20 protein-coding genes are annotated in these 25,287 nt (G+C 53.7%); 8 read left to right on the top strand and 12 right to left on the bottom strand.

Going from position 1 to position 25,287, the window contains the following annotated elements:
• Nucleotides 1-133: 133 nt before the first annotated feature.
• Complete coding sequence (locus tag KSF73_13690) at nucleotides 134-1,099, bottom strand: hypothetical protein (GenBank protein ID MBV1776763.1); 966 nt, start codon at nucleotides 1,097-1,099, stop codon at nucleotides 134-136.
• Between the two features lie 189 nt (nucleotides 1,100-1,288).
• On the opposite strand from KSF73_13690, the gene KSF73_13685 reads away from it, so the two are divergent.
• The 7 genes from KSF73_13685 to KSF73_13655 all read left to right on the top strand — a co-directional run bounded on the left by KSF73_13685 (nucleotide 1,289) and on the right by KSF73_13655 (nucleotide 9,756).
• Nucleotides 1,289-1,819: a MarR family transcriptional regulator gene (locus KSF73_13685; GenBank protein ID MBV1776762.1), complete on the top strand. Its 531-nt coding sequence runs from the start codon at nucleotides 1,289-1,291 to the stop codon at nucleotides 1,817-1,819.
• Nucleotides 1,820-1,917: 98 nt separating this feature from the next.
• Nucleotides 1,918-3,327 carry an efflux transporter outer membrane subunit gene (locus tag KSF73_13680; GenBank protein ID MBV1776761.1) on the top strand — a complete coding sequence of 470 codons (1,410 nt, stop codon included), beginning with the start codon at nucleotides 1,918-1,920 and terminating at the stop codon, nucleotides 3,325-3,327.
• 23 nt (nucleotides 3,328-3,350) lie between these two features.
• Nucleotides 3,351-4,547, top strand: a complete 1,197-nt coding sequence (locus KSF73_13675) for an efflux RND transporter periplasmic adaptor subunit (protein MBV1776760.1) — start codon at nucleotides 3,351-3,353, stop codon at nucleotides 4,545-4,547.
• A gap of 15 nt (nucleotides 4,548-4,562) precedes the next feature.
• Nucleotides 4,563-6,122 (top strand): DHA2 family efflux MFS transporter permease subunit, encoded by a 1,560-nt coding sequence (locus tag KSF73_13670; protein ID MBV1776759.1) that lies wholly within the window; start codon nucleotides 4,563-4,565, stop codon nucleotides 6,120-6,122.
• 126 nt (nucleotides 6,123-6,248) lie between these two features.
• Nucleotides 6,249-7,952 (top strand): Flp pilus assembly complex ATPase component TadA, encoded by a 1,704-nt coding sequence (gene tadA / locus KSF73_13665; GenBank protein MBV1776758.1) that lies wholly within the window; start codon nucleotides 6,249-6,251, stop codon nucleotides 7,950-7,952.
• A gap of 2 nt (nucleotides 7,953-7,954) precedes the next feature.
• The gene (locus KSF73_13660) at nucleotides 7,955-9,178 is read left to right on the top strand and encodes a type II secretion system F family protein (GenBank protein ID MBV1776757.1); all 1,224 of its coding nucleotides are present in this window, start codon (nucleotides 7,955-7,957) and stop codon (nucleotides 9,176-9,178) included.
• 83 nt (nucleotides 9,179-9,261) lie between these two features.
• Nucleotides 9,262-9,756 (top strand): type II secretion system GspH family protein, encoded by a 495-nt coding sequence (locus KSF73_13655; protein MBV1776756.1) that lies wholly within the window; start codon nucleotides 9,262-9,264, stop codon nucleotides 9,754-9,756.
• Nucleotides 9,757-9,829: 73 nt separating this feature from the next.
• Here the strand turns inward: KSF73_13655 and KSF73_13650 are convergent, their stop codons facing one another.
• Entirely contained in the window at nucleotides 9,830-12,610 is a 2,781-nt protein-coding gene (locus KSF73_13650) for a TonB-dependent receptor (GenBank protein MBV1776755.1), read from the bottom strand.
• 441 nt (nucleotides 12,611-13,051) lie between these two features.
• On the opposite strand from KSF73_13650, the gene KSF73_13645 reads away from it, so the two are divergent.
• Nucleotides 13,052-13,501 carry a GNAT family N-acetyltransferase gene (locus KSF73_13645; GenBank protein MBV1776754.1) on the top strand — a complete coding sequence of 150 codons (450 nt, stop codon included), beginning with the start codon at nucleotides 13,052-13,054 and terminating at the stop codon, nucleotides 13,499-13,501.
• Here the strand turns inward: KSF73_13645 and KSF73_13640 are convergent.
• The 10 genes from KSF73_13640 to rpmE form a co-directional block, all read right to left on the bottom strand.
• A complete protein-coding gene (locus KSF73_13640; GenBank protein ID MBV1776753.1) occupies nucleotides 13,484-14,257 on the bottom strand; it encodes a 1-acyl-sn-glycerol-3-phosphate acyltransferase in 774 nt (257 codons plus the stop codon). The genes KSF73_13645 and KSF73_13640 overlap by 18 nt on opposite strands.
• 18 nt (nucleotides 14,258-14,275) lie before the next feature.
• The gene (locus KSF73_13635) at nucleotides 14,276-15,016 is read right to left on the bottom strand and encodes a flagellar motor protein (protein MBV1776752.1); all 741 of its coding nucleotides are present in this window, start codon (nucleotides 15,014-15,016) and stop codon (nucleotides 14,276-14,278) included.
• A 138-nt stretch (nucleotides 15,017-15,154) separates the two neighbouring features.
• Complete coding sequence (locus KSF73_13630; GenBank protein MBV1776751.1) at nucleotides 15,155-15,919, bottom strand: RNA polymerase sigma factor FliA; 765 nt, start codon at nucleotides 15,917-15,919, stop codon at nucleotides 15,155-15,157.
• A 202-nt stretch (nucleotides 15,920-16,121) separates the two neighbouring features.
• Nucleotides 16,122-17,024: an AAA family ATPase gene (locus KSF73_13625; protein ID MBV1776750.1), complete on the bottom strand. Its 903-nt coding sequence runs from the start codon at nucleotides 17,022-17,024 to the stop codon at nucleotides 16,122-16,124.
• Nucleotides 17,025-17,030: 6 nt separating this feature from the next.
• The gene (flhF, locus tag KSF73_13620) at nucleotides 17,031-18,590 is read right to left on the bottom strand and encodes a flagellar biosynthesis protein FlhF (GenBank protein ID MBV1776749.1); all 1,560 of its coding nucleotides are present in this window, start codon (nucleotides 18,588-18,590) and stop codon (nucleotides 17,031-17,033) included.
• Between the two features lie 89 nt (nucleotides 18,591-18,679).
• Complete coding sequence (gene flhA / locus KSF73_13615) at nucleotides 18,680-20,749, bottom strand: flagellar biosynthesis protein FlhA (protein MBV1776748.1); 2,070 nt, start codon at nucleotides 20,747-20,749, stop codon at nucleotides 18,680-18,682.
• Nucleotides 20,750-21,039: 290 nt separating this feature from the next.
• Nucleotides 21,040-22,176: a flagellar type III secretion system protein FlhB gene (flhB, locus tag KSF73_13610; protein ID MBV1776747.1), complete on the bottom strand. Its 1,137-nt coding sequence runs from the start codon at nucleotides 22,174-22,176 to the stop codon at nucleotides 21,040-21,042.
• A gap of 28 nt (nucleotides 22,177-22,204) precedes the next feature.
• A complete protein-coding gene (locus tag KSF73_13605; GenBank protein ID MBV1776746.1) occupies nucleotides 22,205-23,134 on the bottom strand; it encodes a hypothetical protein in 930 nt (309 codons plus the stop codon).
• 85 nt (nucleotides 23,135-23,219) lie between these two features.
• Nucleotides 23,220-24,881, bottom strand: a complete 1,662-nt coding sequence (locus tag KSF73_13600; GenBank protein ID MBV1776745.1) for a glycosyltransferase family 39 protein — start codon at nucleotides 24,879-24,881, stop codon at nucleotides 23,220-23,222.
• A gap of 170 nt (nucleotides 24,882-25,051) precedes the next feature.
• Nucleotides 25,052-25,264 carry a 50S ribosomal protein L31 gene (rpmE, locus tag KSF73_13595; GenBank protein MBV1776744.1) on the bottom strand — a complete coding sequence of 71 codons (213 nt, stop codon included), beginning with the start codon at nucleotides 25,262-25,264 and terminating at the stop codon, nucleotides 25,052-25,054.
• Between the last annotated feature and the right edge of the window lie 23 nt (nucleotides 25,265-25,287).

The raw sequence follows: 25,287 nt of genomic DNA, 5'->3' as shown, positions 1-25,287 counted from the left end.
AGAAAAAGGGGAACGCTTTTATCGCGTTCCCCTTCTATCGTATCGAATGGGTTCGGAACCAGAGACGATCAGTCATCTACCCGAGCTTATCCTCAAATCGAGGGGATGAAGCATCGAAGTCGATAAAACAGAATCAGACCTGCTGGATACCTGCCAGGCGCCATTCAGTGCCTTGCTGCACAAAGTGCCAGACTTCATCGATTTCTTCTGGATGGCCACCATCTTCGGTCAGTACGGCACGATAGCGAATCGATGCCATGCCAGCGCTGTCATCGGCGAGTATGCAGGACACGGTGTTCACGAATGTCTGGCCAGCACCTACGGTTGGAGCCAGTTCTGCATACAGGGCGTCGGTACAGTGAGCGCGCAGATAACCATGGTCACCTGTCGAATTGGCCTGCTGCAGATCGCGATACAACTTTTCAGCCTGCGGCAGGAGTGTCGTACGTGCATTGCCATTACCAGCAGCCTGATTGCCGCTGCCGATCGACGGAATGCTGAAGTCGCGCGGTGCCGCATCATAGGCTGCTTGATTAACTGATGCTGCTGCCGGACGATTGCCTGCGCGGCGGAACATGAACCATGCAGCGATACCCACCAGGCCCAGAATCAGCAACAAGGGCATAAACGACCCTCCGCTACTTTGTGGTTGCGTATACCCTGCGGCAGGTGCAGTGCCCGCAGGTGCCACTGCCTGCACTGCCGGAGCAGGTGCAACAGCCTGTGGCGTATTGGAATGACCCGCCAGATAGCCTACTGCGGCACCCGCGGCGGCTGCGCCTGCCACCGTACCCCAGCCCGGCCCACTGCGCTGTGCTTGCTGCGGCTGAGCTGCATAGGCAGGTGCAGCGTTAGGCGCGGCCTGTGCAGCACCCTGAGGCGGCACATTGCCATTGCGGACATTGTTGACGACTTGGTCGCGCTGCATGCCAACACTCTTACCACCGCCAACGCGGCCAGGTTGAGTGACTGCACTTCTAGGCGCAACCGCTGTAGATCTGCTGCCACCGCTGCTACCACCAAGGCGTGCTTGTGCAGGCAGGGCAAGGGATGCCGAAATCAGTGAAACCATCAACAGATTCAGGATCGGGCGTTTCATTCGTGTACTCGCATAAGAGTTATTCAGTTTAAGACCGGCTACCAACTAGATAGGCCGTTGTCTCAGGATGCTATATGAGGTTATTAGAGAATATATTCAAGTGGTAGTTGCAAGTCTTTTCGTAATCTTACCGATATACGGAGGGCTATCTGTATTGACTGGAATAGTTGAAAGATTTACTATTTTTGCATGGAACAGCAGAATCTTACCCCGCCGCGTTTCGTACCCGTTGAAAAGCGGATTGCGCAAGTGTGCACCCGACTTCCGGAGCCAGAATTCCGTAACGTGGTACTCAAGCATCTCGTCAAGCATATCAATGACTTGATGGTAACAGACGCCAATCACATTTTCCGCAAGAACGGATTGAATCATGTGAGTTTCAGTGCCTTGCTTATGTTATATCGCGCTGAACTGGAAACCATCAATCCATCCGGCTTGAGTGAAGTGACCGGGGAGTCGCGTGCCAATGTCACCCGTATCTGTGATGATCTGGTGGCGAAGGGGCTTCTGATTCGTGATCCGAATCCCGAAGATCGCCGACGCATCGATTTGCGACTGGCGCCCGCGGGTGCCGAATTGATGGAGGCGCTGCTGCCACACATGCGCGATCGCCTGTGCAAAGCTTTTGCCTGTTTTAGTGACGAGGAAAAGGTGTTGCTTGAGGGTTTACTCAAGCGACTGCTGAGTGAACTTTACAAGATGGACGAACAGGTAGACTAAGGTCTTAGACTGTTTCTCAGATCCAAATAGGTTCAACATGCCGGATAGATGATCCGGCATTTTTTGACGGATATGGTTAAAAAATGAATTATCCAGATGTGAAACAATATATACGTGGTGCGCTCGCCATCGCTGTTTCGGGAGTATTGCTGGCAGGGTGTGCAGCGATTCCACCTGATCACGGGCATGCTGCAATGCGCGCCGCGCAGTCGGAAACTGTGCCTCCGTCTACGCTTCCTCAGGGTGACTGGCCTGCTGCCGACTGGTGGAAGCTGCTGGGTGATGATCAGTTGAATGCGCTCATCCAGCAAGCGCTGGCTCATGCGCCGCAGCTAGATGTGGCTGCGGCCCGGGTGAAGCAGGCACAGCTAGTTGTTGATCAGGCGCGAGCAGATAGCGGTCCGATGCTGTCTGCGAACGCCTCGCTTAGCCGTGAGTATGAGAGCGAAAACTACATCTTCCCGCCGCCGCTGGCTGGAAGCTGGCTGACTATGGGCCGCGCGGCGCTGGATTTTAGCTACGACTTCGACTGGTGGGGACGCCATCGTGCAGGTGTATCGGCAGCGCTTGGTCAAACTCAGGCCGCACGTGCAGAGCGTGCTGCAGTCGAAAATGTAATGACCGTAGCGGTTGCACAGTCCTATATGGCCTGGCAGGTGGAAGCGGCACGTCAGGAAATGTTTGCCCAGCAATTAAAGATTCGTGACCAGATTCGCGTCATCAATCAGAAACGACTGGCGCGTGGTCTCGATCCCGTTACCGTACAGCGCCAGACAGAATTTGAAATTGCGGCGATCCAGCAGATGCAGGCAGTGAGTGAAGCCAGCATGCGAGTCGCCGAAGTACAGTTGCGTGCGCTGACAGGTGACACCAGGTCGCCGGCCTTGTCGCCACGTTCCTTACCCCGCATGCAGGCTAGTGTGCCGGCTTCGCTTGATCTGGTCGCCAATCGTGCGGATGTCCAGGCATCAAAGCTGCGGGTGGAAAGCCTCGGCTACCGGGTCGATGCGGCCAAGGCGGCGTTTTATCCTGATTTCAGCCTGACTGCATTTGCGGGATTTACCAGCGTTGAACTGGATACCTTGCTGCGTTCTTCCAGTCGTACGGCAGGTATTGCACCCGCCTTGCACCTGCCCATTTTCGAGTCCGGCAGGTTGAAGGCGAATCTGGCATCCGAGCAGGCAGGTGTAGATCTGGCCATTGCCCAGTACAACCAGACCATTGTGGATGCCGTGAAGGAAATCGGTGAGCAGGTAGCGCTGGTGCAGGGTTATGGCAAGCAGGAACAAACGCTGCGCGCCTCACTGGATGCAGCCGCTGCCATCGAAAAGGCGGTGCAGGCCCGTGCAGATCGAGGACTGACCGATCAGGTGAGCGTCCTGCAAAGCCGTCTACCCATCCTGATCCAGCAGGAACAGATGATCCAGTTGAAAGGCCGCACTCTGTCGGCACAACTGCAATTGACACGTGCCCTGGGTGGCGGCTATCGCGCCCCGCTGGCCAAGTAAACCGAATTCCGGAGTAAAAGAACATGAGCAATCAGCCACTCAACAACGATCAGCCTAGTGCGCGCCGCAAACCTCTGATGCTGGCTCTGGGCGGGATATTTGCCCTCGCTGCAGTCGCTTACGGCTTCTATTACGTGAATGTGCTGTCGCAGCGAGAAGAAACCGAAGATGCCTACGTTGGCGGCAATGTGATCAATGTCACGCCGCAGGTGTCCGGTACCATCATCGCCATTCACGGTGATGAAACCCAAAAGGTGGAAGCAGGTCAGGATCTGATCAAACTGGATGCAACCGACTCGGAAGTGGGGCTGCGCCAGGCTGAGGCCCGACTAGGCGAAGTGGTGCGTTCCGTACGCCAGCAATACGCCAGTGTTGGCCAGTACGAATCCCTGCTTGCCCAGCGTAAGGTAGATCTGGCCAAGGCGCAGGCGGATTACGATCGCCGTGCCCCCTTGCTGAACGATAAGGCCATCTCTGCAGAAGAAGTGGCGCACGCCAAGGAATCGCTGGAAAGCGCCCGTCAGGCGGTTAAGGTGGTCGAGCAACAGCTTGCTGCATCCAAGGCTGGGCTGGATGGCGTAACCGTGCTGGATCATCCGAGTGTGCTGAAGGCGCGCAGCGATTTCGAGCAAGCCTGGCTGGTGCGCAACCGCAATGCTATCGTCTCGCCGATTACGGGCTACGTGGCGAAGCGTACTGCTCAAGTAGGTCAGCGCATTGCGCCGGGTAACACACTCATGACGATCGTGCCATTGGATAATCTGTGGGTGGACGCCAACTTCAAGGAATCCGAGTTGCGCAATATTCGCATTGGTCAGCCTGCGAAGATTACTGCCGACATCTGGGGCAACAAGGTTGAATATCACGGCAAGGTTGCCGGGATTGCTGCGGGTTCGGGCTCCGCTTTCTCGCTGTTACCCGCGCAAAATGCGAGCGGTAACTGGATCAAGGTCGTGCAGCGCGTCCCAGTTCGCATCGCACTCGATCCGAAGGAACTGGCTACGCATCCGCTGCGTGTAGGTTTGTCGACCGTGGTTGAAGTGGACACTCACAAACGCGATGGCGAGACGCTGGCTCAGGTAGCGAATACTGCACCGGTACAAGTGACGACAGCCTACAAGAATCGTCTGGATGAAGTCGCCAAAATTGCCGACAAGATTGTGGCGCATCATGCCGGTGTCTCTACCGCCGCTGTCCGCGCCGCCGAGCGGGCCCGGTAAACCGGAGTAGCCAATATGAGCAATCCTGCAACACAGGCTGCTGGCGGCGCCTTGCCGCCCATACGCGGCACGCAACTGGTCTGGCTGACACTGGCCGTGGCGCTGGCGACCTTCATGGAGGTGCTGGACACCACCATCGTCAATGTATCCGTGCCCACCATTGCCGGCAATCTGGCGGTGAGTTCCAGTCAAGGTACATGGGCGATCAGTTCCTATTCGGTGGCCGCCGCAATTGCGGTGCCACTAACGGGCTGGCTGGCACGACGCTTTGGCGAAGTGCGTGTCTTTCTTACCTCTGTTTTCCTGTTCACCATCATGTCGATGCTGTGCGGGCTGGCCACCAATCTGCCGATGCTGGTTTTTTTCCGGCTGATGCAGGGTCTGGTCTCCGGTCCGATGGTACCGCTATCGCAAACCTTGCTACTGGCAAATTATCCGCCACACAAGAAGGGACTAGCCCTTGCACTCTGGGCGATGACCGTGATTGTGGCACCGATTTTCGGGCCGCTGCTGGGCGGGTATATCACCGAAGTCTATAGCTGGCCGTGGATCTTCTATATCAATGCGCCGGTCGGCGTGTTTTCGGGCTGGATTGCGTGGCGTGTACTGAAGGGGCGAGAAACGCCGACCGTGAAGCAGCCTATCGATGTGGTTGGCCTCGTGCTGCTGGTGGTGGGCGTAGGTGCGCTGCAGCTGATGCTGGATAATGGCAATGATCTGGACTGGTTCAGCTCAACCTTTATCTGTGCGCTGACGGTGATTGCGGTCATTGCACTCAGTTTCCTTGTCGTATGGGAACTGACCGACCCGCATCCGATTGTGGATCTACGGCTTTTCGAGCTGCGTAATTTCCGGATCGGCGTGATCACGCTGTCGTTCGGGATTACTGCCTTTATGGGCAGCACGGTCCTGTTCCCGCTGTGGCTGCAGACGGTGATGGGCTACACGCCGAGCTGGGCTGGGATGGCCACTGCACCCGTGGGGATTCTGGCCTTTATTCTGTCGCCCATTGTCGGCAAGAATATGCACAAAATGGATCTGCGTATCGCAGCCTCTGCATCCTTTGTGATTTTCGCAATCACCATGCACTGGTTTAGTACTTTCAGTCTCGATACTGATTTCTCGCACATCGTGATGCCGCGATTGTTCCAGGGGATTGGTGTAGCGCTGTTTTTTGTACCGATCAACCAGATTGTGCTGTCCGGTATCGGACCATCGCGTATGGCGGCTGCCAGTGGACTGTCCAATTTCTTCCGGACGCTGGCGGGCGGGTTTTCTACTGCAGTCACGGTGACCATCTGGGAACACCACACTGATTTCCACCATGCCCGTTTGATGGAGCACATCAGTAGCACCAGTGCAGCCACTCAGGGTTATATGGAAAAGTTGCAGGGGATCGGCATGTCGGTGGGCGGAAGCTACGCGCATTTTGAGGGGCTTGTTCAGCGTCAGGCTGCGCAGTTGGCCACCACCGAAATCTTCTGGGGATTCTCGATGGTGTTTGTTGCGCTGATCGGCGTCATCTGGCTGGCAAAGCCACCGTTTGGTTCAACTGGCGGCGGTGGCGGACATTAGCAGGGCATACGCCATATGCAGGTCATCGAAGGCGCTCAGCAGGGCGCCTTTGTTACGTCTGCAGTCGGTGAAGTGGAGTCTGGATGTCTACAATGCATGAAGGACTGCTGCTTTACGGTGCAATGCATGAAAAGACCACAAAAATTCCGTTTGGGTGAGTTGCTCGTCCAGCAATCATTAGTCACCCAGGATCAACTTGATCAGGCATTGATATCGCAAAAGCACAGCGGACGACGTTTAGGGCGCGTGCTTGTAGAAAGTGGCATGGTCAGTGACGAGCAAATTGCAGTCGCCATCGCTCGGCAATTGAATATACGGTTTGTCGACTTGCGGTCATTTGTATTTGATAAGCGAGTGGTCAACATGCTGCCGGAGTCGATGGCGCGGCGATTTCGTGCGATTTTGCTTGCTGAAGAAGGCGATGCTTATCTACTGGGCATGTCCGATCCATCCGACGTATTTGCCTACGATGAAATCGCCCGCACATTGAAGCGAGAGGTCGATATTGCGGTGTTGAGTGAATCGCAGGTCGCTCTGCAAATTGACAAACTGTACCGACGCACCGAAGAAATCAGTGGGCTCGCCAAAGAGCTGGAACGTGATCTGGCGGGCACCTATTCCGAATTCGCGTCCTCTGCATTAAGCGGTGGTGCAGAAGACGCGCCGGTCGTTAAGTTGCTGCAAACCATCTTTGAAGATGCCTGCCAAATCCGCGCGAGCGATATTCATATCGAGCCTCAGGAAAGCCGTCTGCAAATTCGCTTTCGCATTGATGGTCTACTGCATTTGCAAAATGAAGCTGACAATCGAATCTTGCCGGCACTGGTTCTTCGTCTCAAGCTGATGTCAGGCTTGGATATCAGCGAAAAGCGGCTACCGCAAGACGGGCGCTTTAATGTGACGGTTAAAGGCCAATCCGTAGACGTGCGCATTTCCACATTGCCGACACAATATGGCGAGTGCGTCGTGATGCGTTTACTGGCGCAAAGCACCGGGATTCTTGATCTATCCAACCTGGGCATGCCGATGCAAATGTTGGCCAGATTTCGACAGATGATCCATGCCTCAAACGGCATGGTGTTAGTGACGGGTCCCACAGGCAGCGGCAAGACTACGACATTGTATGCTGCGCTCTCGGAGCTCAACGCGGCGGAACGCAAGATTATTACCGTAGAAGACCCTGTCGAGTATCGACTAGCGGGCATCAATCAGGTTCAGGTGAATGACAAGATTGACTTGAACTTTGCCAGAGTGCTCCGAGCTACGCTGCGCCAAGATCCCGACATTTTGCTCGTAGGGGAAATGCGTGATGAGGAGACTGCCCAGATTGGCATGCGTGCGGCAATGACCGGGCACCTCGTACTCTCGACATTGCATACCAATGATGCCGCAAGCGCACCGTCCAGACTTATCGACATGGGTATCCCACGCTTTTTGGTGAGCACATCTCTACTTGGCGTGGTGGCGCAGCGGCTACTTCGAAAAATCTGCGATCACTGCAAAACACCTGTTCCGCCTCTCGCAAATGAACGCACCTGGCTGGAAGCCGTATTGCCGGATCGTGGACACTCCGCCGTATGCTATCAGGGGCAAGGGTGTGCAGAGTGTAGTGGAACAGGCTATTTGGGACGAATTGCCGTATACGAATTACTGGACATGAACCGTTCAATGCTGGATGTACTGAGTCATATTGGCGTGGAAGATTTTCCTGCCGCTGCTCGTGAGCAAATGGGACGGACAACACTTAAACATCATGCGGCAGCGCGTGTATTTGCGGGTGAGACAACGGTGCGAGAAGCCATGCGTGTGGTATCTGCGCAGGATGACTGATCATGGGGAGCTATCAATTCCGAGCCCGGGATGGCCTGGGTAATCTGGTAGAAGGGATGCTCGACGCACCAAGTGAGACGGGTGTTGTGGAGCAACTGCGACTTAGAGGCTTAATACCGGTTGATATTGTTGATGCGACACCGACTGACAGTACGACGCAGATCACGGCAAATTGGAGGCGACAGCGCGTCACGCCTGAAGACATTATGTTATTCAGTCGCCAGATGCATACCTTGCTGAAGGCGGGTGTACCGATTTTGTCTGCCCTTGCGGGCTTGCGCGAGTCCTGCCCCAATCCTGCCTTTGCCTTAGTCCTTGGCCGTTTGCGAGATAGTCTGGATTCGGGGCGGGAGCTCTCAATTGCGCTAACGGAAGGTGGCGTGTTTTCCCCATTCTTTATCGCCATGGTTCGCGTAGGTGAAATGACAGGGCATCTGGATACGATTTTCCTGCGGCTTTACGAACACTTGGAATTCGACAAGCAAATGCGGCAGCGAGTGCGGGCTGCATTGCGCTATCCCTCATTTGTATTAGTGGCCATGGTATTGGCAATGATTGTGATCAATGTCTTTGTCGTGCCTGCATTTGCGCAGGTATTTGCCCAGTATAAAGCTGTGCTGCCGCTGGTCACACGCATGCTCATTGCAGTTTCAAACCTGACCGTCAAACATGGATGGTTGATTGCCATACTCGTGCTGAGTGCAGGGTGGGGTATACGTCATTACCTGCGTACAGATCAGGGCAGATATTGGTGGGACGAGACCAAGCTCAAGCTTCCCATTGTAGGTGGAACCCTTCAAAAGGCCGCCATGGCGAGATTTACACGATCGTTTGCCCTCGCGCTAAAGAGCGGGATTCCCGTTACACAGGGCCTGATGGTGGTAGGACAGGTAGTCGACAACCGGTGGATTGCCGAAAAGCTTAGATTGATGCGTCTAGGTATTGAACGAGGCGATAGTGTATTGCGTGTATTTTCAGCATCGACCATTTTTCCACCTCTGGTTTTACAGATGATTCAGGTAGGGGAAGAGACTGGCGACATGGATGGTTTGCTCGATGAAGTGGCAGGCATGTATGAACGCGAGGTTGCCTACGATATTGAAACGCTGAGTGTGCGAATCGAGCCAGTCCTGATTGTGATATTGGCCGGCATGGTCATGATACTGGCGCTTGGCGTTTTTCTTCCCATGTGGGATCTTGGAAGCACGATGTTACATCGCCAGTAGTGGCTATTTTCACGCGAAAGTTTGCCCGCTAGTCTATGGTGAAAGTTGAACGATGGTGCGCAGCGTGTGTTCAGGAGGATGCAATGCACAGCAAACAAAATGGCTTTACACTGATTGAGCTGATCGCAGTCTTGGTGATTCTGGGTGTGTTGGCCGCAGTGGCATTACCCAAATTTGTCAGCCTGTCCTCTGAGTCACGCATTGCAAAGATGAACGCCGCAATTGGTGCGGTAAACTCTGCGAATGGACTCATTCATGCGAAATGGCTAGCAGCGGGTTCACCTACTGCCGGAAGCATTGCGTATGACGGCGGTACGCTGCCTGTGCTATCGGGTACAACCACCGGACTGGGTGTGGCGTCGGGTTACCCGAATGCCTGTGCCATTGCAACGGTTGCCGGGCTAGATAGTTCATATGGTACTAGCCTCAGCCCATCCACATGTACCAATGGCACCGCTACTACTGTCACCATCTACGATACAACTAAAGGCGCATCAGGCAACTGCTCGTTTACCTTTGCGGATAGCGGAAATGGTGCGACACCCGTTACCTCGGCACTTACTTCCAGCGGGTGCTGATGCATCCGCTGCCAGTCGGAAAACAAAATACCCGGCTCGTTTTCACGGCCGGGTATTTTAGTCTGTATGCCCGTTAGAACGAGTAGGTCACCCCAAGATTGATGTATCGGCCTATCGCGCCATCCTGATGCAAGGCTGGATTGTAGGCAGCACCGCCATAATTGGCGCCATATCCTGCCGCGCCAGTGGTCTGGAGATCGTATGGTGCATGGCGATCAAACACATTGGTGACCGAACCAAATAACGACAGTTGCTTATTAACCTTGTATCGCCCCTGCAGATTCACTGTCGTGAACGCATCGACCGTACAGAACTGGCTGGGCGGCGTTGCACCATTAAACTCGCCGCTCAGTGCATCGGTACATGAATTCGATCCGATGGTCGGATCAAGTACCGAAATGCCGGAGGTGTAGTTGACCGTAGTCGACAGCTCCACCGGACCACGATTCCATGTCAGCGTTTCCTGAATACGTGTTTGAGGTGCTCCGGTATCGCCCGATACGAAGGAGGGGCCATGTGTACCCGCGATTGAATAGGTCTTTCCACCATATGACATATCAAACTTTGATACATGCGTGTAGGACGTGGCTGCGGTCAACTTACCCCATTCACCAAGATTAAATTTCAGACGAGCATCGATATCCACGCCGGATGTATGGGTTGAGCTGGCATTGATGAAAGGATAGGTTTCATACACGATCGGAAAGTATTCTTTACCTGTTGCAGCATCCACCATGGGCGCGGTTGTACGATAGATAATCGATCCGTATAGCTCTGGATGATCAAACTGCTGCTGACCCAGTAAGCCCACTGCAATGATCTGGTTGCGTAACTTGATATCGTAGTAATCGACAGACAGGTTGAACCAGTTAGTTGGCTCAAATACCATACCCAAGGTGTAGGAGCGGGATTTTTCAGGCTGAAGATGTGCGTTGGGCAATTGCTCCTGCGGCGGATTAATTGAGCAGAACGTGTCGTAATTGGCCTGAACATAGGCATCTGCCGGTGTCCCGCCCGCGCAGTACTTCGGATCGTAGAATGGCACGAGTGCACCGGACGTCGAACCCGAGTTACCAATTTCAGCCGGATTTGGTGCTCGGAAGCCTTCCGCATAGGTGCCCCGGAATACCAGATTGTCCAGCGGGTTATACTTGAAGCCGAGCTTGGGCGTGGTGGAACTACCGTAGGTATCATAATGATCGATACGTGCCGCGGCTTCCAATTCCAGTTGACGGGTAATGGGCGCCACCAGTTCGATGAATGCCGCACTGACCGTCTGCTTACCGATAGCAAATGAATAGATCGGATGATATTGCTCACCACGCGCAAATGATCCCGGGAATTGCTCATTCAGATTGCGGTGAACTACGTCTACACCGGTTGCTACACTGAGTGCGCCCCCGGGCAGATCCATTAATGGACGTGTGCCATGCAGGCTGAAGAAATCCAGCTCATTTGTTGAAGTTGACGAAGCGCTTGGTGCGACACGCGCCAGCACATCGGCACGATTGTATGCGCCCACAACATAGCTGCCGTCATTCAGCGCGCGCTGCAGGCCCGGAATGCTCAGATAGTTGCGATTTTCCATATTGGTGCGCACTCGCGTGACGCCCAAACTGGCATCCATATCCCAGCCTTGATAATTGCCACTCAGTTCGGCCACAAAACGCGAGGAAATGGTACGCAGCTCCTGCGTTTGCGGGCCAACATCCGGAAAATTGTACGAAAACGGCATAGGTTCGCCGGTACGATTCATCGGATTGTTGGCGGGCAGGGTGATGACATAGGGAAAATTATCCGGATCGTAGGGACGTACGCCGCCGCCGGGCTGGAAATTGAAGCTTACGAGACCTGATGCGTCGAGAGCATTGTAGACCGTTTCCTGTTTCGCCTTGCTGGTAAAGAGCGAGCCTTGCAGCGATAGATGCCAGTCATCTGTGAGCTGGCGATTAAATCGGGCAAGCACATTCACATTCTCGGTTTTCGGCTGAATCGTGTATCGGGTATTGCCCGGGCCGCAAGGTTTGCAATCGGTCGCGAGGGGCGTGCCATCTGCATCCGCTGGCTTGCCATTCATGGGTGTTAAATCCTGTCCGCCCCATGCTGTCCAGTCCGCATTGGCAAGGTAGGGACGGTTGATGAGCAGAACGGGGTCCTGATGGCGATACTCAAGTGAAACAAAACCATTTTGCCGATCATCCTCGCTGCCAAAACCTGTTGTCAGTGAGAGATGGGTAGTTTTGCCATCGTGCTTGGTGCTCTGCCCCGATTCTGCATTTAAAGTCGTGCCCTTGAAGCTCTTTTTGAGAATGACATTGACCACCCCGGCCATCGCATCCGAGCCATATACCGCAGATGCGCCGTCCTTGAGAATCTCGATACGCTCAATCGCGTCGAACGGAATGGAGGCGATGTCTACAAAGTCGCGCTGACCATCATCTGGCATCGGGTAGGACGCCATTCTATGTCCGTTGATCAGCACCAGTGTCGCACCCACTGTCAGCCCGCGCAGGGAAATCCCGCTACCACCCGCGGCAAATGCGCCGGGATTGGCCTGGGTGAGTGAGCCCATATTGTTTGCGGTGACATTGTGAAGTACGTCAGCCAAACTGGAGTAGCCGGACTCCTTGAGCGCTTCGCTCGAGATAGATTGCACCGGGCTTGGCGTTTCGTTACTGGTGCGGCGGATACGTGATCCCGTCACTTCAATCGCCTGCACACGCTTGCTGTCACTGGCCTTGCTCTCATCATTCACGCTGTCGGCATATACAGCTTGGGCAAATATAGGCAAGGCCATCAGGCACGATGCCGTCAATGTACTGAGTCGGAAATGAGTCGTGTGATGCAGCGGCATGTGCAACTCCAATAGGAGGTTAGTCTTTAATCAAATGTGCAGACGACCCGGTAGCGATAGGTGTATTGTCTGGATTGGATAGGCATATGTTGCAAAATTCGCATATTTTGTTCTGAATGACTATTGCTGTAGCCTCATGAAATGAACGGTTCGATTTTTGCGATTGTTTAACTTGTTGATAATTAAGTGAATATAGAAGTTGCATTAGGTGCAGGGCTGTTGTGAATTCGTCACATTTAAGGGAGGTGCCGACCTACAGGATATGGTATATTTTTTGAAAATTTCCGTCCTCATTTGTAGGAGTCCAACTTAAATAGTTAAGCCAAATGATATTTTCGATATTTTTTGCAGAAATTAGATAGTGAGTCCGTAGCAAATAGTTATATAAGACGATTTGTGCGGCGCTTAAAAGTTAAGCAGTGCTAGAGAGGATATGCCGTTTTGGACATTGAAGTTAAACGAGCTTTACTTGACGATGTAGCGCAGATTGCCGGGCTGTTCGATGCATATCGACAGTTTTATAACAGGCCGAATGATCTGGAAGCGTGCCGTCGCTACCTGCAAGCCCGTTTGTCAAAGGGCGAGTCAGTGATTTTCATGGTTGAGATGGACGGTCAGGCAGTGGGCTTCTGCCAGTTATATCCGGCGTGGTGTTCGGTAGAAATGGCGCCGATTTATGTACTGTATGACCTGTTTGTAGATGCTGATGCACGTAAGCACGGCATTGCGAGCAAGTTGTTGGATGCCGCAGCTCAATTCGGACGCAAGAATGGTGCTGTTCGCCTCGACCTCAGCACCGCGCGTACCAATCTAACCGCTCAGTCCTTGTATGAACGAAATGGCTGGGTTCGCGACGATGTTTTCCTGACTTACTCACTGATGCTTGGATAGCTGCTGGCAGGGGGCACCCGTATATCGATCCTGCCAAGTTAGATAACATTCATAAAGGTGGGTTTTGAGCGACTCTGCATCCTCAAAATCCGCCGGATCTACCGGATCATGAATGTGTACATTCGCACGGGGATTGCTGGCGGTGCCCAACTGCCAGATTTTGTGCAATAGATGCTGATCTCCCCATTCGAAGTCCTCTGCCGCTTCGTAGTGCAGGTAGATCGGTACTATGGGAATGCCCGTTGCATAACTAGCGGTGAACGCCCCATTAAAAAAGCGCGCAGATAGTCGACGTCCCTTGCATCCGCCTTCGGGATACAAAGCAATACTGTCACCTTGCTGCAAGGCATGGATCAGTGCCTGAGTAGCAGCTTTGCGCGAATCAGCAGCATTTCGATCGACAAATAGGGTGCCGGCAGCACGGGCGATACGCCCGACAATCCACCAGTCTGCGACCTCGATTTTTGCAAGTGAACGTGCTTTGAAAAGCGCGGGAATGGCAATATCTTCAAATGCAGACGGATGATTTGCGATCAGCACCATGATTCGAGGCAATTCGCCTGCGTAGTGTTGGTGTACGCGAAGCTCGATACCCAGCGCACGGACAAAACACCTGCACCAGCGGTGAAATAGTCTTGAATATAGTGCCTTGGCAATGATGGAGGGCAGCATGCCTGCTGCGAGCATCAACAGGGTAAATAGAACCAAATCAACGATGCCGATCAGCCTGATCATTAAACGCAGCAATGGCAACATGACAGGTCTGGCCCAGGACTAATTGATGAAGGCGCGCAATCTGTTTTCAATTACGCGTGGATTTTCACCATTCGCAATGGCGCCTAGCCCTTCCAGAATCAATTCCCGCTTTTTAATTTCGGTATTGATGGCATGTCGCAGTTTGTTTGATACAGGCAGAAAGAACATATTGGCCGATCCAACGCCATAAATGGTGGCTACAAACGCAACGGCGATACCGCCGCCAAGCTTGCTGGGATCGGTGAGATTTTCCATGGTATGAATCAAACCCATCACTGCGCCGAGAATGCCGATTGTGGGCGCATAGCCGCCTGCGGACTCCCAGATTTTGGCTGCATTGCGTAGTTTGTGCTCCAGCATGCTGATATCGAGATCCAGACTCTGGCGGATGGTGTCTGGCTCGGTACCGTCAACCAGCATTTGCAACCCGCGCTTGGCGAATGGATCGGCTTCACCCGCCAGCGGTGCCTCCAGCGCCAGTAATCCACCTCGGCGGGAGACATGGCTCCAATTGACAATACGGATGATCCAGCCTTCCATGTCGGCCACCGGTGGCTGGACAACCCAGCGAAGCATCCGGAGACCCTGTTTGAAATCGTCCAGGGTGCTTTGCAGGAGCACTGCACCTAATGTACCGCCGATCACAATCAAAAATGCAGTGACCTGCAGCAGGGATTGAATGTGTCCGCCTTCGAGCATCTGTCCGCCCAGAATCGCGATCAGGCCGATCATCACGCCGATTAGACTCAGTTTGTCGATGTTTCGCATAGGGAAACCGTGCGTGGCTCTCAAACGGTCTGACTGAGCGTCAAACCGGTGGTTAATCAAAACGATGAGTGTTCGATTCTTTATAGCAGAGGCAAGGGAGGGATACAGATAAATGGATGAACTACGACACTAACCTCTGACGGGTAGATCGCGGCTGCGAACCCATTCACCTAGGCGCGTGCGGAGGCGGGCAACGGCTTGGCTATGCAATTGGCACACGCGCGATTCGCTCACATTCAGTACGGCACCAATTTCCTTGAGGTTCAGCTCTTCATCGTAATGCAATGCCATGACTAGCTGTTCGCGCTCAGGCAGAGTCTCAATGGCGGACACGAGGGCTTTGTGAAAGTCGACATTGGACAGAATCTCGAGCGGACCTTCATCTTCGCTAACCAGCGCATCCAGCAAGTGCGGACTATCCTCGTCTTCGCCGCGATCATCGTAGTACAAAAGCTGATGGCCTTTGCAATCGCTGAGAAGCTGCTGGTATTCATCCAGTGCCATGCCCATGGCCTCGGCCATCTCGCGTTCACTCGGCGATCGACCTAGCGTATGTTCCAGTTTTGTGAGGGTGTTCTCGAGTTCGCGCATGGAGCGACGAACCTGGCGCGGCACCCAGTCAGCTGTGCGCAATTCGTCCAGCATAGCGCCGCGAATGCGTTGGCTGGCATAGGTTTCAAACAGCACACCGGCTGCATCGTCAAAATGCTGTGCTGCGTCCATCAGGCCGATCATGCCAGCCTGGATCAGATCATCCACTTCCACGCTGGCGGGCAGGCGCGCAACCAAATGGTAGGCGAGACGCTTGACCAGAGGCGCATGCTGTTTGATGCGCTCGTTCAAGTCGTCTTCGTCGACGGGGTGTCTGTAGAGTTCCAGAGCCTTGGGTGTCATGAATACGGCAGCATGGTTAACCGGAACACGGTTCCGGAGCGATCAATCCCTTTTTGATGCTGCGTGATCCGATCCATTATCGTGAATGGTCGCTCCGCGCATCGTGCTTTTGTATTCCTGCCACACTTTACTTTAGCAATGAGCTTTCAGGCTTTCCACCTGGAAATGCATGAAAGGTTGCAGAATGCCGGTCGCCATTCAATTAGGCACAGCGAACGGCAAATCGGCGGCTGAGATCCAGCGTCCGAAAGAGGAGATTGGCACGATCCGGCAAGACTTGAGGGACAGGCCAGCGGCTGTGATTGGCTGCGAGCTGGCCAAAGGCCACACTGCTTTCAGCTTGTGGAAAAGCTGTTTGTACGGGCAATGCAAGTTTGTCTGCTCGCGCCAGCATGTCATCCTCAGGCACAAAACCGATCAATGAAAGTCGCGTATCCAAATAGGTATGAGCAACTTCCTTGACGCGCCGGAATAGGGCTTGTGCCGTTTCGAGCGTTCTGACCCGATTCACTAAAATGCGGAAATGACGCTTACCGTATTCAACGTGTAGACGCTTGATGGCAGCATACGCATCCGTAATGGATTCACCTGAGGGGGTGATCACTACAATCACTTCGTCAGCCGCTATCGCCAGACCCGGTGGAGAGTGAGCGGATACCGGGCGGGCATCAATCAGGACATGGTCGATGGCTGCGCTCACTGAGTCATATTCGTCCGCCAGCTGCCTCTGCCGGGATGGAGGAATGGCAAGGGCCAGTTCGCCCGAAACATGAAGTGGCAGCAAGCTGAATTGCGGCCCTTGCAGCACCATTTCATCTAGGCGTACATCGCGCATGACCGCCTGCTCAAAGCGATGACGGGAGCGCAGCTGCAGCCGGCTTGCCGCACTTGCAGGTGACTCATCTTCGTCAATCAGCATGATGCTGCCGCCAGATTCCGCCAGCGCATGCGCCAGATTGATTGCAAGTGATGTCACACCCGTGCCTGTACCGCCAATCAGTGCGGTTGAGCGTCCCTCACGGCGAGCCAGCATCCTGCGCAGACTAGATGCTTGATCAGTCTCAAGCGTGGAAATAACCTGATTACCGCGATCTATCATCTGCATATCCGCTTAACCTGCTTCGCGCCAGCTAAAATCCAGCTCCTGGCGGGCGCCGAGGAACACCGGGTACTCTTCGCTTTTCAAGCGCCATGCGGGCGCTTCTGGTGGCGTCTTAAACACTCGATCGACTAGATAAAGCGCAGAGGCGACATGCAGATCTTCAGGGACTCGCTGACCGTTGGTGATGTAATACAGGGGCAAGCGGTAACGGATGATGACATCTAGTCCGGAACCTAGCGAGAAAGCCTCATCCACTTTTGTGAAAATACACCCCGTCAGACCTTTGCCATGGTAGCGGCGAACCACATCTTCCAGCGTCGTGCCCTGCGCATTGGCCGAAAGTAATAACAGGCGTTTGACGTCTGCGCCGGTATGTCCTGTTAACAGGGCGATCTGTTCGACGAGTCTTTGATCGCGCTGGCTCATCCCGACGGTATCCACTAATACGAGATGACGGTTGCCCAGACTAGCCAGCGTACGCTGCAGATCATCTTCATCCGTAACGGCATGAACGGGAATGCCCAGAATCTTGCCGTAAATGCGTAGCTGATCCTGCGCGCCCACGCGGTAGCCATCGGTTGTAATCAATGCGACCTGTTGGGGGCCATGCTTAAGGGTTGCGCGTGCTGCAATCTTGGCAACGGTCGTTGTTTTGCCGACACCTGTGGGGCCTACAAGTGCAAAAACTCCTCCGGTTTCGACGATATCTGCGCCAGGGCCCACTGTTGGAATGTTGTGCTGCAAGGCTGTACGCGCCCACTTCATGCCACGCTCGGTGGTATAGCCAGCAGGCATCTTGTCGACAATCTGGCGGGACAGCGCCGGGCTAAACCCGACAGCAAGCAGGCGCCTTAATACTTCGATGCGTTCGGGATCGTTACGTTTCAGTTCGTTCCAGGCCAGCCCGGCCAACTGGCCTTCAAGCAGTTTGCGCAAGACACGGATTTCGCTCGAAATCTCCTCAACATCTGTAGAGATCGAATCGATTCTCGCCATGTTTGCGGGAACAACAGGGGAGGGGTCTGCGACGCGAGGCGGCACAGCAGATAGCGGCATCGCCGGTGAAAGCGGTTCTTCCTGCTGAGGGGCTGGCGCACTTGCAAACATCGGTTCGGACTCGCGCTCGCGTGATGCATGAACCTGGCTCTGCTGCTTGGCTTGAGCCATGACCGCAGCCACGTTGAAATTGCGCGGGATGGGATCTGGCGTAGCCGGTGGTTCAGATGGAATCTGACGAGGAGCAGTGAAGGCGCCACCCCGGATGGAGGCGATGGTGGGCTCATCCTCTTCGGTTACTTCTGGCGGAAGCGCGTAGGTACGCTGTAGATTGGCCTTTCGCGCTGGCGAAGGTGGTACTTGTGCAGTACTAACAGGTGCCACAACTGGTCGTGGCGCGGGTGCGGGAGACTGACCCAAATTGGCAATGTCGGAATCAGCTACAGCTGTAATTTCGACCCGCCCATCCTGCAATTGCCGATTCGACAGAATCAGTGCATCTGGCCCTAATTGTTCGCGCACCTGACGCAACACGTCACGGGTACTGGTACCGATGAATTTTTTAACCATCATGACCGCCTTTTCCTGTCGATCCAACCAAGCACATTATTTGTCTACTTAAACCTGAACGTGTCACGCGAGGCTTAACTGTTATTCATTGATCAGGCTGGTTTGACCGAGCCAATCACACCTACCACCTTGATGGTTTTGTTATCCGGGATTTCACTGTGAGCAATCACTCTGAATTGAGGAATCGATCGCCGTAAAAAACGTGATAGCAAGGGTCGAAGCGGCGCGGGTGTAATCAGCACACTGGAAAGCCCCTGATTTTCCATTTGTTCGGTCATGTCACTGGCTTGCTGCAAAATGGTTTCTGCCAGACCTGGTTCCAGACCACCTCGTCCGCTTGATGCCTGAAGCAGGACCTGTTCCAGACTAGGGTCAAGCGAGATCACCTGGAGTTCGCTTTCCCCTGGGAAGAGTTGATGAACAATTGCACGGCCTAGTGCAACACGCACGGCGGATGTCAGTTCGTCTGTATCCTGAGTCCGGGCAATGTGCTCGCCCAGCGTTTCCAGAATCGAACGCATATCGCGGATATGCATGCCCTCGTCGAGCAGGTTTTGCAGAACTTTCTGCAGGGTTGCTACCGGCACCACTTTGGGAATAAGTTCTTCCACCAGCTTCGGAAATTCGCGGGAGATGTGTTCAAGAAGTTGCTGAACTTCCTCACGCCCAAGCAATTCTGCTGCGTGTACCTGGAGCAAATTGGAAATATGTGTCGCCACCACGGTTGAAGAATCAACGACGGTGTACCCCAGTGACTGAGCCTGCTCGCGCAGGCTGGCATCAATCCAGATGGCGGGCAATCCAAAGGTAGGGTCTGTTGTTTGCGCGCCGGGCAGGGGTCCCAGAACATGGCCGGGATTAATAGCGAGGTACTGTCCCGAATAGGCCTCACCCTGCCCGAGATCGACCCCTTTGAGCTGGATACGATAGGCATTCGGTTTTAATTCGAGATTGTCACGAATATGAATAGCCGGGACAAGAAAGCCCATTTCCTGGGCGATTTTCTTGCGGATACCTCGAATGCGCTTCAGCAATTCGCCATTCTGGTTACGGTCGACCAAAGGAATCAAGCGGTAGCCAACCTCAAGACCCACCGCGTCCACGGGGGAAACATCCTGCCAGCTGACTTCCTGCATGGGCGCTTCTGCTGCGGCCTGTTGTGCCTCGACCGCCTGTTCGACAACGGCTTGTGTTTGACGCTGTTTAGCAGCCCGTTCCATGTACCAGGCAAGCGAGCCCAATGAAATCGCCATCATCAGGAAGGCAATATGCGGCATATTCGGAATCAATCCGAACGCGCCAATCACTGCTGCGGTGATATAAAGTGTCTGCGAGTGCGAAAATAACTGCCCGATCATCTGTTCGGACAGATCTTTGTCATCGCCCACACGGGAAACAACAATACCGGCAGCGGTTGAAATAATCAGCGAAGGAATCTGTGCCACCAGACCGTCGCCAATAGAGAGTAGGGTATAGGTTTTTGCCGCTTCGCCTACCGCCAGATTATGGGAAATCACACCAACAATCATCCCGGCGATCAAGTTGATCACCATGATTAAAATGCCGGCAACAGCATCGCCACGTACAAATTTTGATGCACCATCCATAGAGCCGAAGAAATCAGCTTCCTGAGCGATATTCTTACGGCGACGCCTGGCTTCTTCTTCCCCAATCAGACCGGCATTCAGATCGGCATCAATGGCCATCTGCTTACCCGGCATAGCATCCAACGTAAAGCGTGCGGACACTTCTGCGATCCGCCCCGCGCCTTTGGTAATCACCACGAAATTAATGATGGTGAGAATCACGAACACCACTATCCCGACTGCGAAATTGCCGCCAATCAGGAAATGGCCAAAGGCCTCAATCACCTGGCCTGCGGCGGATTCACCCTGATGTCCCTGCGTCAGAATGACACGAGTGGATGCCACATTTAATGCCAAGCGTAATAACGTGGTCATCAATAGCACTGTTGGAAACGCAGAAAATTCCAGTGGTTCCCGCGTATTGATACTGACCATCAATACAACGATCGCCATCGCAATATTGAAGGTAAAAAACAAGTCCAGAAAAAACGGAGGCAAAGGCAAAATGAATAACATCAACACCATCAGAACCAGAACGGGTCCTGCAAGTGCAGATATATTGATCTTGTTCAGCATGTTGATTCCTGACGCATTCAATGTACGCAGTGCGCGCACCGTGTGCTATTGGCCAGTCCGGACCGCCCGGCTCACGTCGAAATGCCAACGCACATTCTAAATTCAGCATAGATGCCGTTCATCGGCTCCGCCATGGAATGGGTGGCTTTATGCGCTAGGTGTGTGCGGAGATGCTTCTCATGTTTTAGATTAACAACATGAGCCTTGTTATTGAATTATCAGGAAAAAATGGGATTGTGTTTTCCTTGCGGATAAACGGTATGGGAGTGTTGTATTTCGGATGGGGCAGCCTAGGCCTCCCCACCGGGATCAAGCTCGGGTGGGACTGGCAATTTGCCTGAGAGTTCGGGTTCGGCGCCGCCGTTTGCACGCCATTGATTGACCTGATAGAGGTAGGCTAATACTTCGGCCACTGCAGCGAAGAGTGCGGGGGGAATATCCTGGCCGAGTTCTGCATGATGATAGAGCGCCCGCGCCAGAGGTGGCGTGCGCAGAATCGGCACCTTGTTTTCCCTGCCGATCTCGATGATGCGTTCGGCAAGTAGATGCGAACCCTTGGCTACGACCAGTGGTGCCGCCATGGTGTCATCGTACTTCAATGCAACGGCATAGTGAGTCGGGTTGGTAACAACTACGCTTGCTTTAGGGATCTCGCTCATCATCCGTTTGCGAGCTGCAGCCATCTGCAATTGACGAACCTTTGCTTTGATCTGTGGATCACCCTCCGCTTCCCGCTGCTCCTGCCTGACCTCTTCCTTGGTCATGCGCAGCCCCTTGCGGTATTGCCAGATCTGGTAGGGTACATCGATGAGGACGATGACCAGCATGGAGCCGATCACCATGATTAGGGTGTAGCGTGTCAGCATCCACAGCTTGGACAGTCCGGTGAGCCCAGGCATCACAATCAGACCTAGCACCTCATCGCGCTCAGACCATATTGTCATGAAGGCTACGCCACCAATCAGAACTGATTTGAGCACTGCCTTAAGCATTTCTACGAGACCGCGTGTAGAAAAGATGCGCCCAATGCCTTTCATTGGGTCGAGCTTATCGAAATTCGGTTGCAGCGGTTCGAAGGTGAAAATCCAACCCGATACCATAATCGCCGCCAGCATGGCAGCAATTGCGGTGGCAAATGGAATGGGTAATAGCGCTAGAAGCGCATCTTGAATGGAATGATTAAACAGCCGGATTAGATAGTCGGCATCATCAAGATGGTCATGATTGAAGGTAAGGCTATCAACCATGACCTTTTTGATGGCGGCATACAGGCTACCTGAGACGGCAATCAGGGCGCCGATACCTGAGGATAGAATGGAGAAAGTGATCAGTTCATGCGAACGGGCAACCTGCCCCCGCTTTCTCGCTTCTTCGAGTCTGCGGGGGGAGGGGTCTTCCGTCTGTTCAAGATCGCTATCTTCGGCCATTCAGACCCCTTAACGGAAGAGGGGGAGATTAGAGGGCAAACTTCCCTACCGGCACTTCCAGACCCTTTGCTAAATCACTCGGCGCCTGACGCAGCAGGTCGGCCAGTGCAACCTTCTTGAGTTGGCCTTCAACCAGCAAATAGCCCAGGTAGCGCGCTTCAATCAACTTTTCACCAGACTGAAGCTCGGCAAAACTCGTTGCTGTCAATTTACCTGCAAACTGTTTGGCAATGCTCTTGCGAGAAGCTTCCAGCTTTTGCAGTTGCTCTGGTGTTACGCCAAGCAGCGCATCCAGCTTTCTGCCCGACAAGGTTTCGCGCATGCCGTGCAGTACCACACCTTCGCCAATCATGAATTCGGCAAAGTTACGTGGCTGACCAGCCTGCCAGTTGCTGCTTGCGTTATAGACTGCGCGGCTCAACACACGTGCAACCGCAAGTGTACGTTCCTCACCTGGGGTCTCCAGCGGGATATTCACCTCGATGCTGTCACCTTTTTCCTGCGCCCAGACGCGATTCTGAAAGGAGCCCACATACGCTACAAAGTGCAGCTTCAACGGACGCTGGCAAATCATGGCCGAATTCAGAATATTCACCATGCTCAACGGTTTGGGTGTGATCGCATCAAACCCAATCTCCAGATCCTTGATCAAGCTTGCATAGCGAGGCCAGGCTGACTCCAGAGATGCACGGGTCTCAGCTTCAGTTTGCGGCAACTGGAAGTTGTAAATCTGCTTGTAGAGATTCCAGCGACGATCACTGTCGGATTCAGTCGAGTTGCCAGGTTTGGCCGCATTCGCCTTTTCATAAAACTCGATAAAATCGGCCGACAAATCCTTCAGCGAAGCACTGGGTACGGTACGTTGTTGACGTAAATCCGCAGGCTTGGCGGGGGTTGCGGCAATAGCAGTTGCGGCAAAGCTTGTGGCAATCAGGCCGGCAATGATCAGGGAACGCATGGAAATCTCCGATAAATGGGTACAACTTGAAGCGGGCATGATTTTACCTGCAACAAGCTTGAGTCGCATGGGCAATTTAGATTGCCTACTTATGGTTATGTCTTGCTGCTTGACGTGACTTGGTATCTATGTGGTATAGCCGGTAAATTTCCCGCGCGTCACCCGCGCGCCGTCCTTCCCAGATAACTTGATCCACCGCCTCCTCTGGATAGGGGGCTGATTCTTGACGTAGCTGAAACGTACAGGCGTCATCGCTATGCTTGAAGGACAAATCTGCATAATAGTGGAAGACGGCTAATTGGCTCGGCCCAAGCCCTTCCGCTGAAATACAGGCATCTCTTTGCGCAGCTTGAGCAAGTGAATGGGATAGATCGCGATACCCATTATAGCGATTGATGAAATCGGTACCGAAGCAGACAAACAGGCCCCAGACAAGGGTTATACCGGCCGCCCAGTTTGTGACTGCCTGCCGTCCCATGGGGCGACGCCTTGACACGGATAATACCCATACACCGGTAAGAATCAACGCAATGGCGACCTTTGCCAGATTCATTTCACTCAAAAAGCCCGGATTGATTTCGGCGATGCGGGAAGCCAGGCGAGTGGGCGTACCCAAGTGCATCGCACTCCATACTACCCACAGAAAAACAGCTAATAGGCCAAATGTCATGACGCCAAACCAGTTAAGGAAGGCGGATGCACCTCTGCGTAGGATATCCAATCCAAAGGCGCCAATTAAGGCCAATGGCGGGAGGAGTAATAACGCGTAGCTTTCACGTGCGACTCCTGCCAGGCTTAGATTCAGCAGTACTAACGCTGCCGCAATGAGTGGCATGAGCAGGCGAGGTTCGGACAATCTGTCTTTGTGCATCCATAGTGTGGCTGCTGCTAAAGGCCATGCAGGCCACGCGTACCAAGGAAGCAATCCAAAGTAATAGCCGAACTCATGGGTGGCTCGAATGTGATTCAGACCGCCAAACCAGCCCAGCGCGTCTACCTGTAGCCAATGGTTAAAGGCTGCAGGATGACTTTGATGTAATGCAGAAATCCAAGAAAGCATGACGGGTACGGCGAGCGCTAATGCAATCACGAGCCCGGAGAAAAAGCGAGGATTTCGCCACGCAGGCAGTACTGCGATCGATAGAGCCAATAGCAGCAGATCCAGTGGCGCGACCAGATTGGCGGACAGACCGAGAATAATCAGCGCAGTACCAAGTAAGGCGCCCGATTGTAGTGGTAGTCTGCGTGCCAGCGTCAGTGCGTATAACCCTAAGCTCCATCCTGCCGCCATCGCGATATCAGGATTGAGCATGTGACCAGGCAGTAGAAAACCCAAACAACCGATCAGGATCAGAACAGCGCTGCGTCCATGTCTGCGTCCAAGTGCTTCTCGCCCGGCCAAGCCAACACCCCAGAGCGTGAGTGATGCGAAAGCTATGGTTGCTAAACGCGCTGCATCATGAATTGCAATTCCCAGTGGCTGGCCAAGCCAGGCAAAAGCAGATGCGACCCAAACAAATAGTGGTGGGCGTACAACATAGACTTCTCCGCCTATCATGGGCGTGGAGAGACTCCCACCCGAAAGCATGTGTTTGACCATATCCACGATGAGGGTTTCATCGGGCTTCAGTGGGTCGCGCCCAAATAGTCCGGGCAGGAGCCAGACCAAGCACAGCAGCAAAAGTAACCACGGCTTCTCTGTAGCCTTTGGAAGACGCTGTTCGGAGGGCGGGACATAGGTCAGCATGGGGAAGCGATACAAGTGTGGTACACGAGTCTATCAGCTTTATGACAATGTCCGAAACAGTAATCGCCTAGGTTAAAGGTGCATGTAGGGGAGATCAATCGTGCTGATAGAGGCAGGGCGGTAAAACAAAAGGGCAGCCTAAGCTGCCCTTTGCGACTGAAAGCGCTGAATTACTTCTTTGCGCCCAGCGAACCGTACTTTTGACGGAACTTGTCGATACGGCCTGCGGTATCAACGATCTTTTGCTTGCCAGTGTAGAACGGATGGCAATCGGAGCACACTTCGATGTGCAGATCCTTGCCGGTTGAGCCGGTCTTGAACACGCTACCGCAGGAGCAAGTTACGTTGATTTCTTTGTAATTCGGGTGGATACCAGCTTGCATTTAGGGAGTCCTTTGCAAAGGGG

The sequence above is a fragment of the Burkholderiaceae bacterium DAT-1 genome (genome assembly GCA_019084025.1).
Classification (GTDB): Bacteria; Pseudomonadota; Gammaproteobacteria; order Burkholderiales; family Chitinimonadaceae; genus DAT-1.
This window is presented reverse-complemented; position numbering and strand designations above follow the sequence as displayed.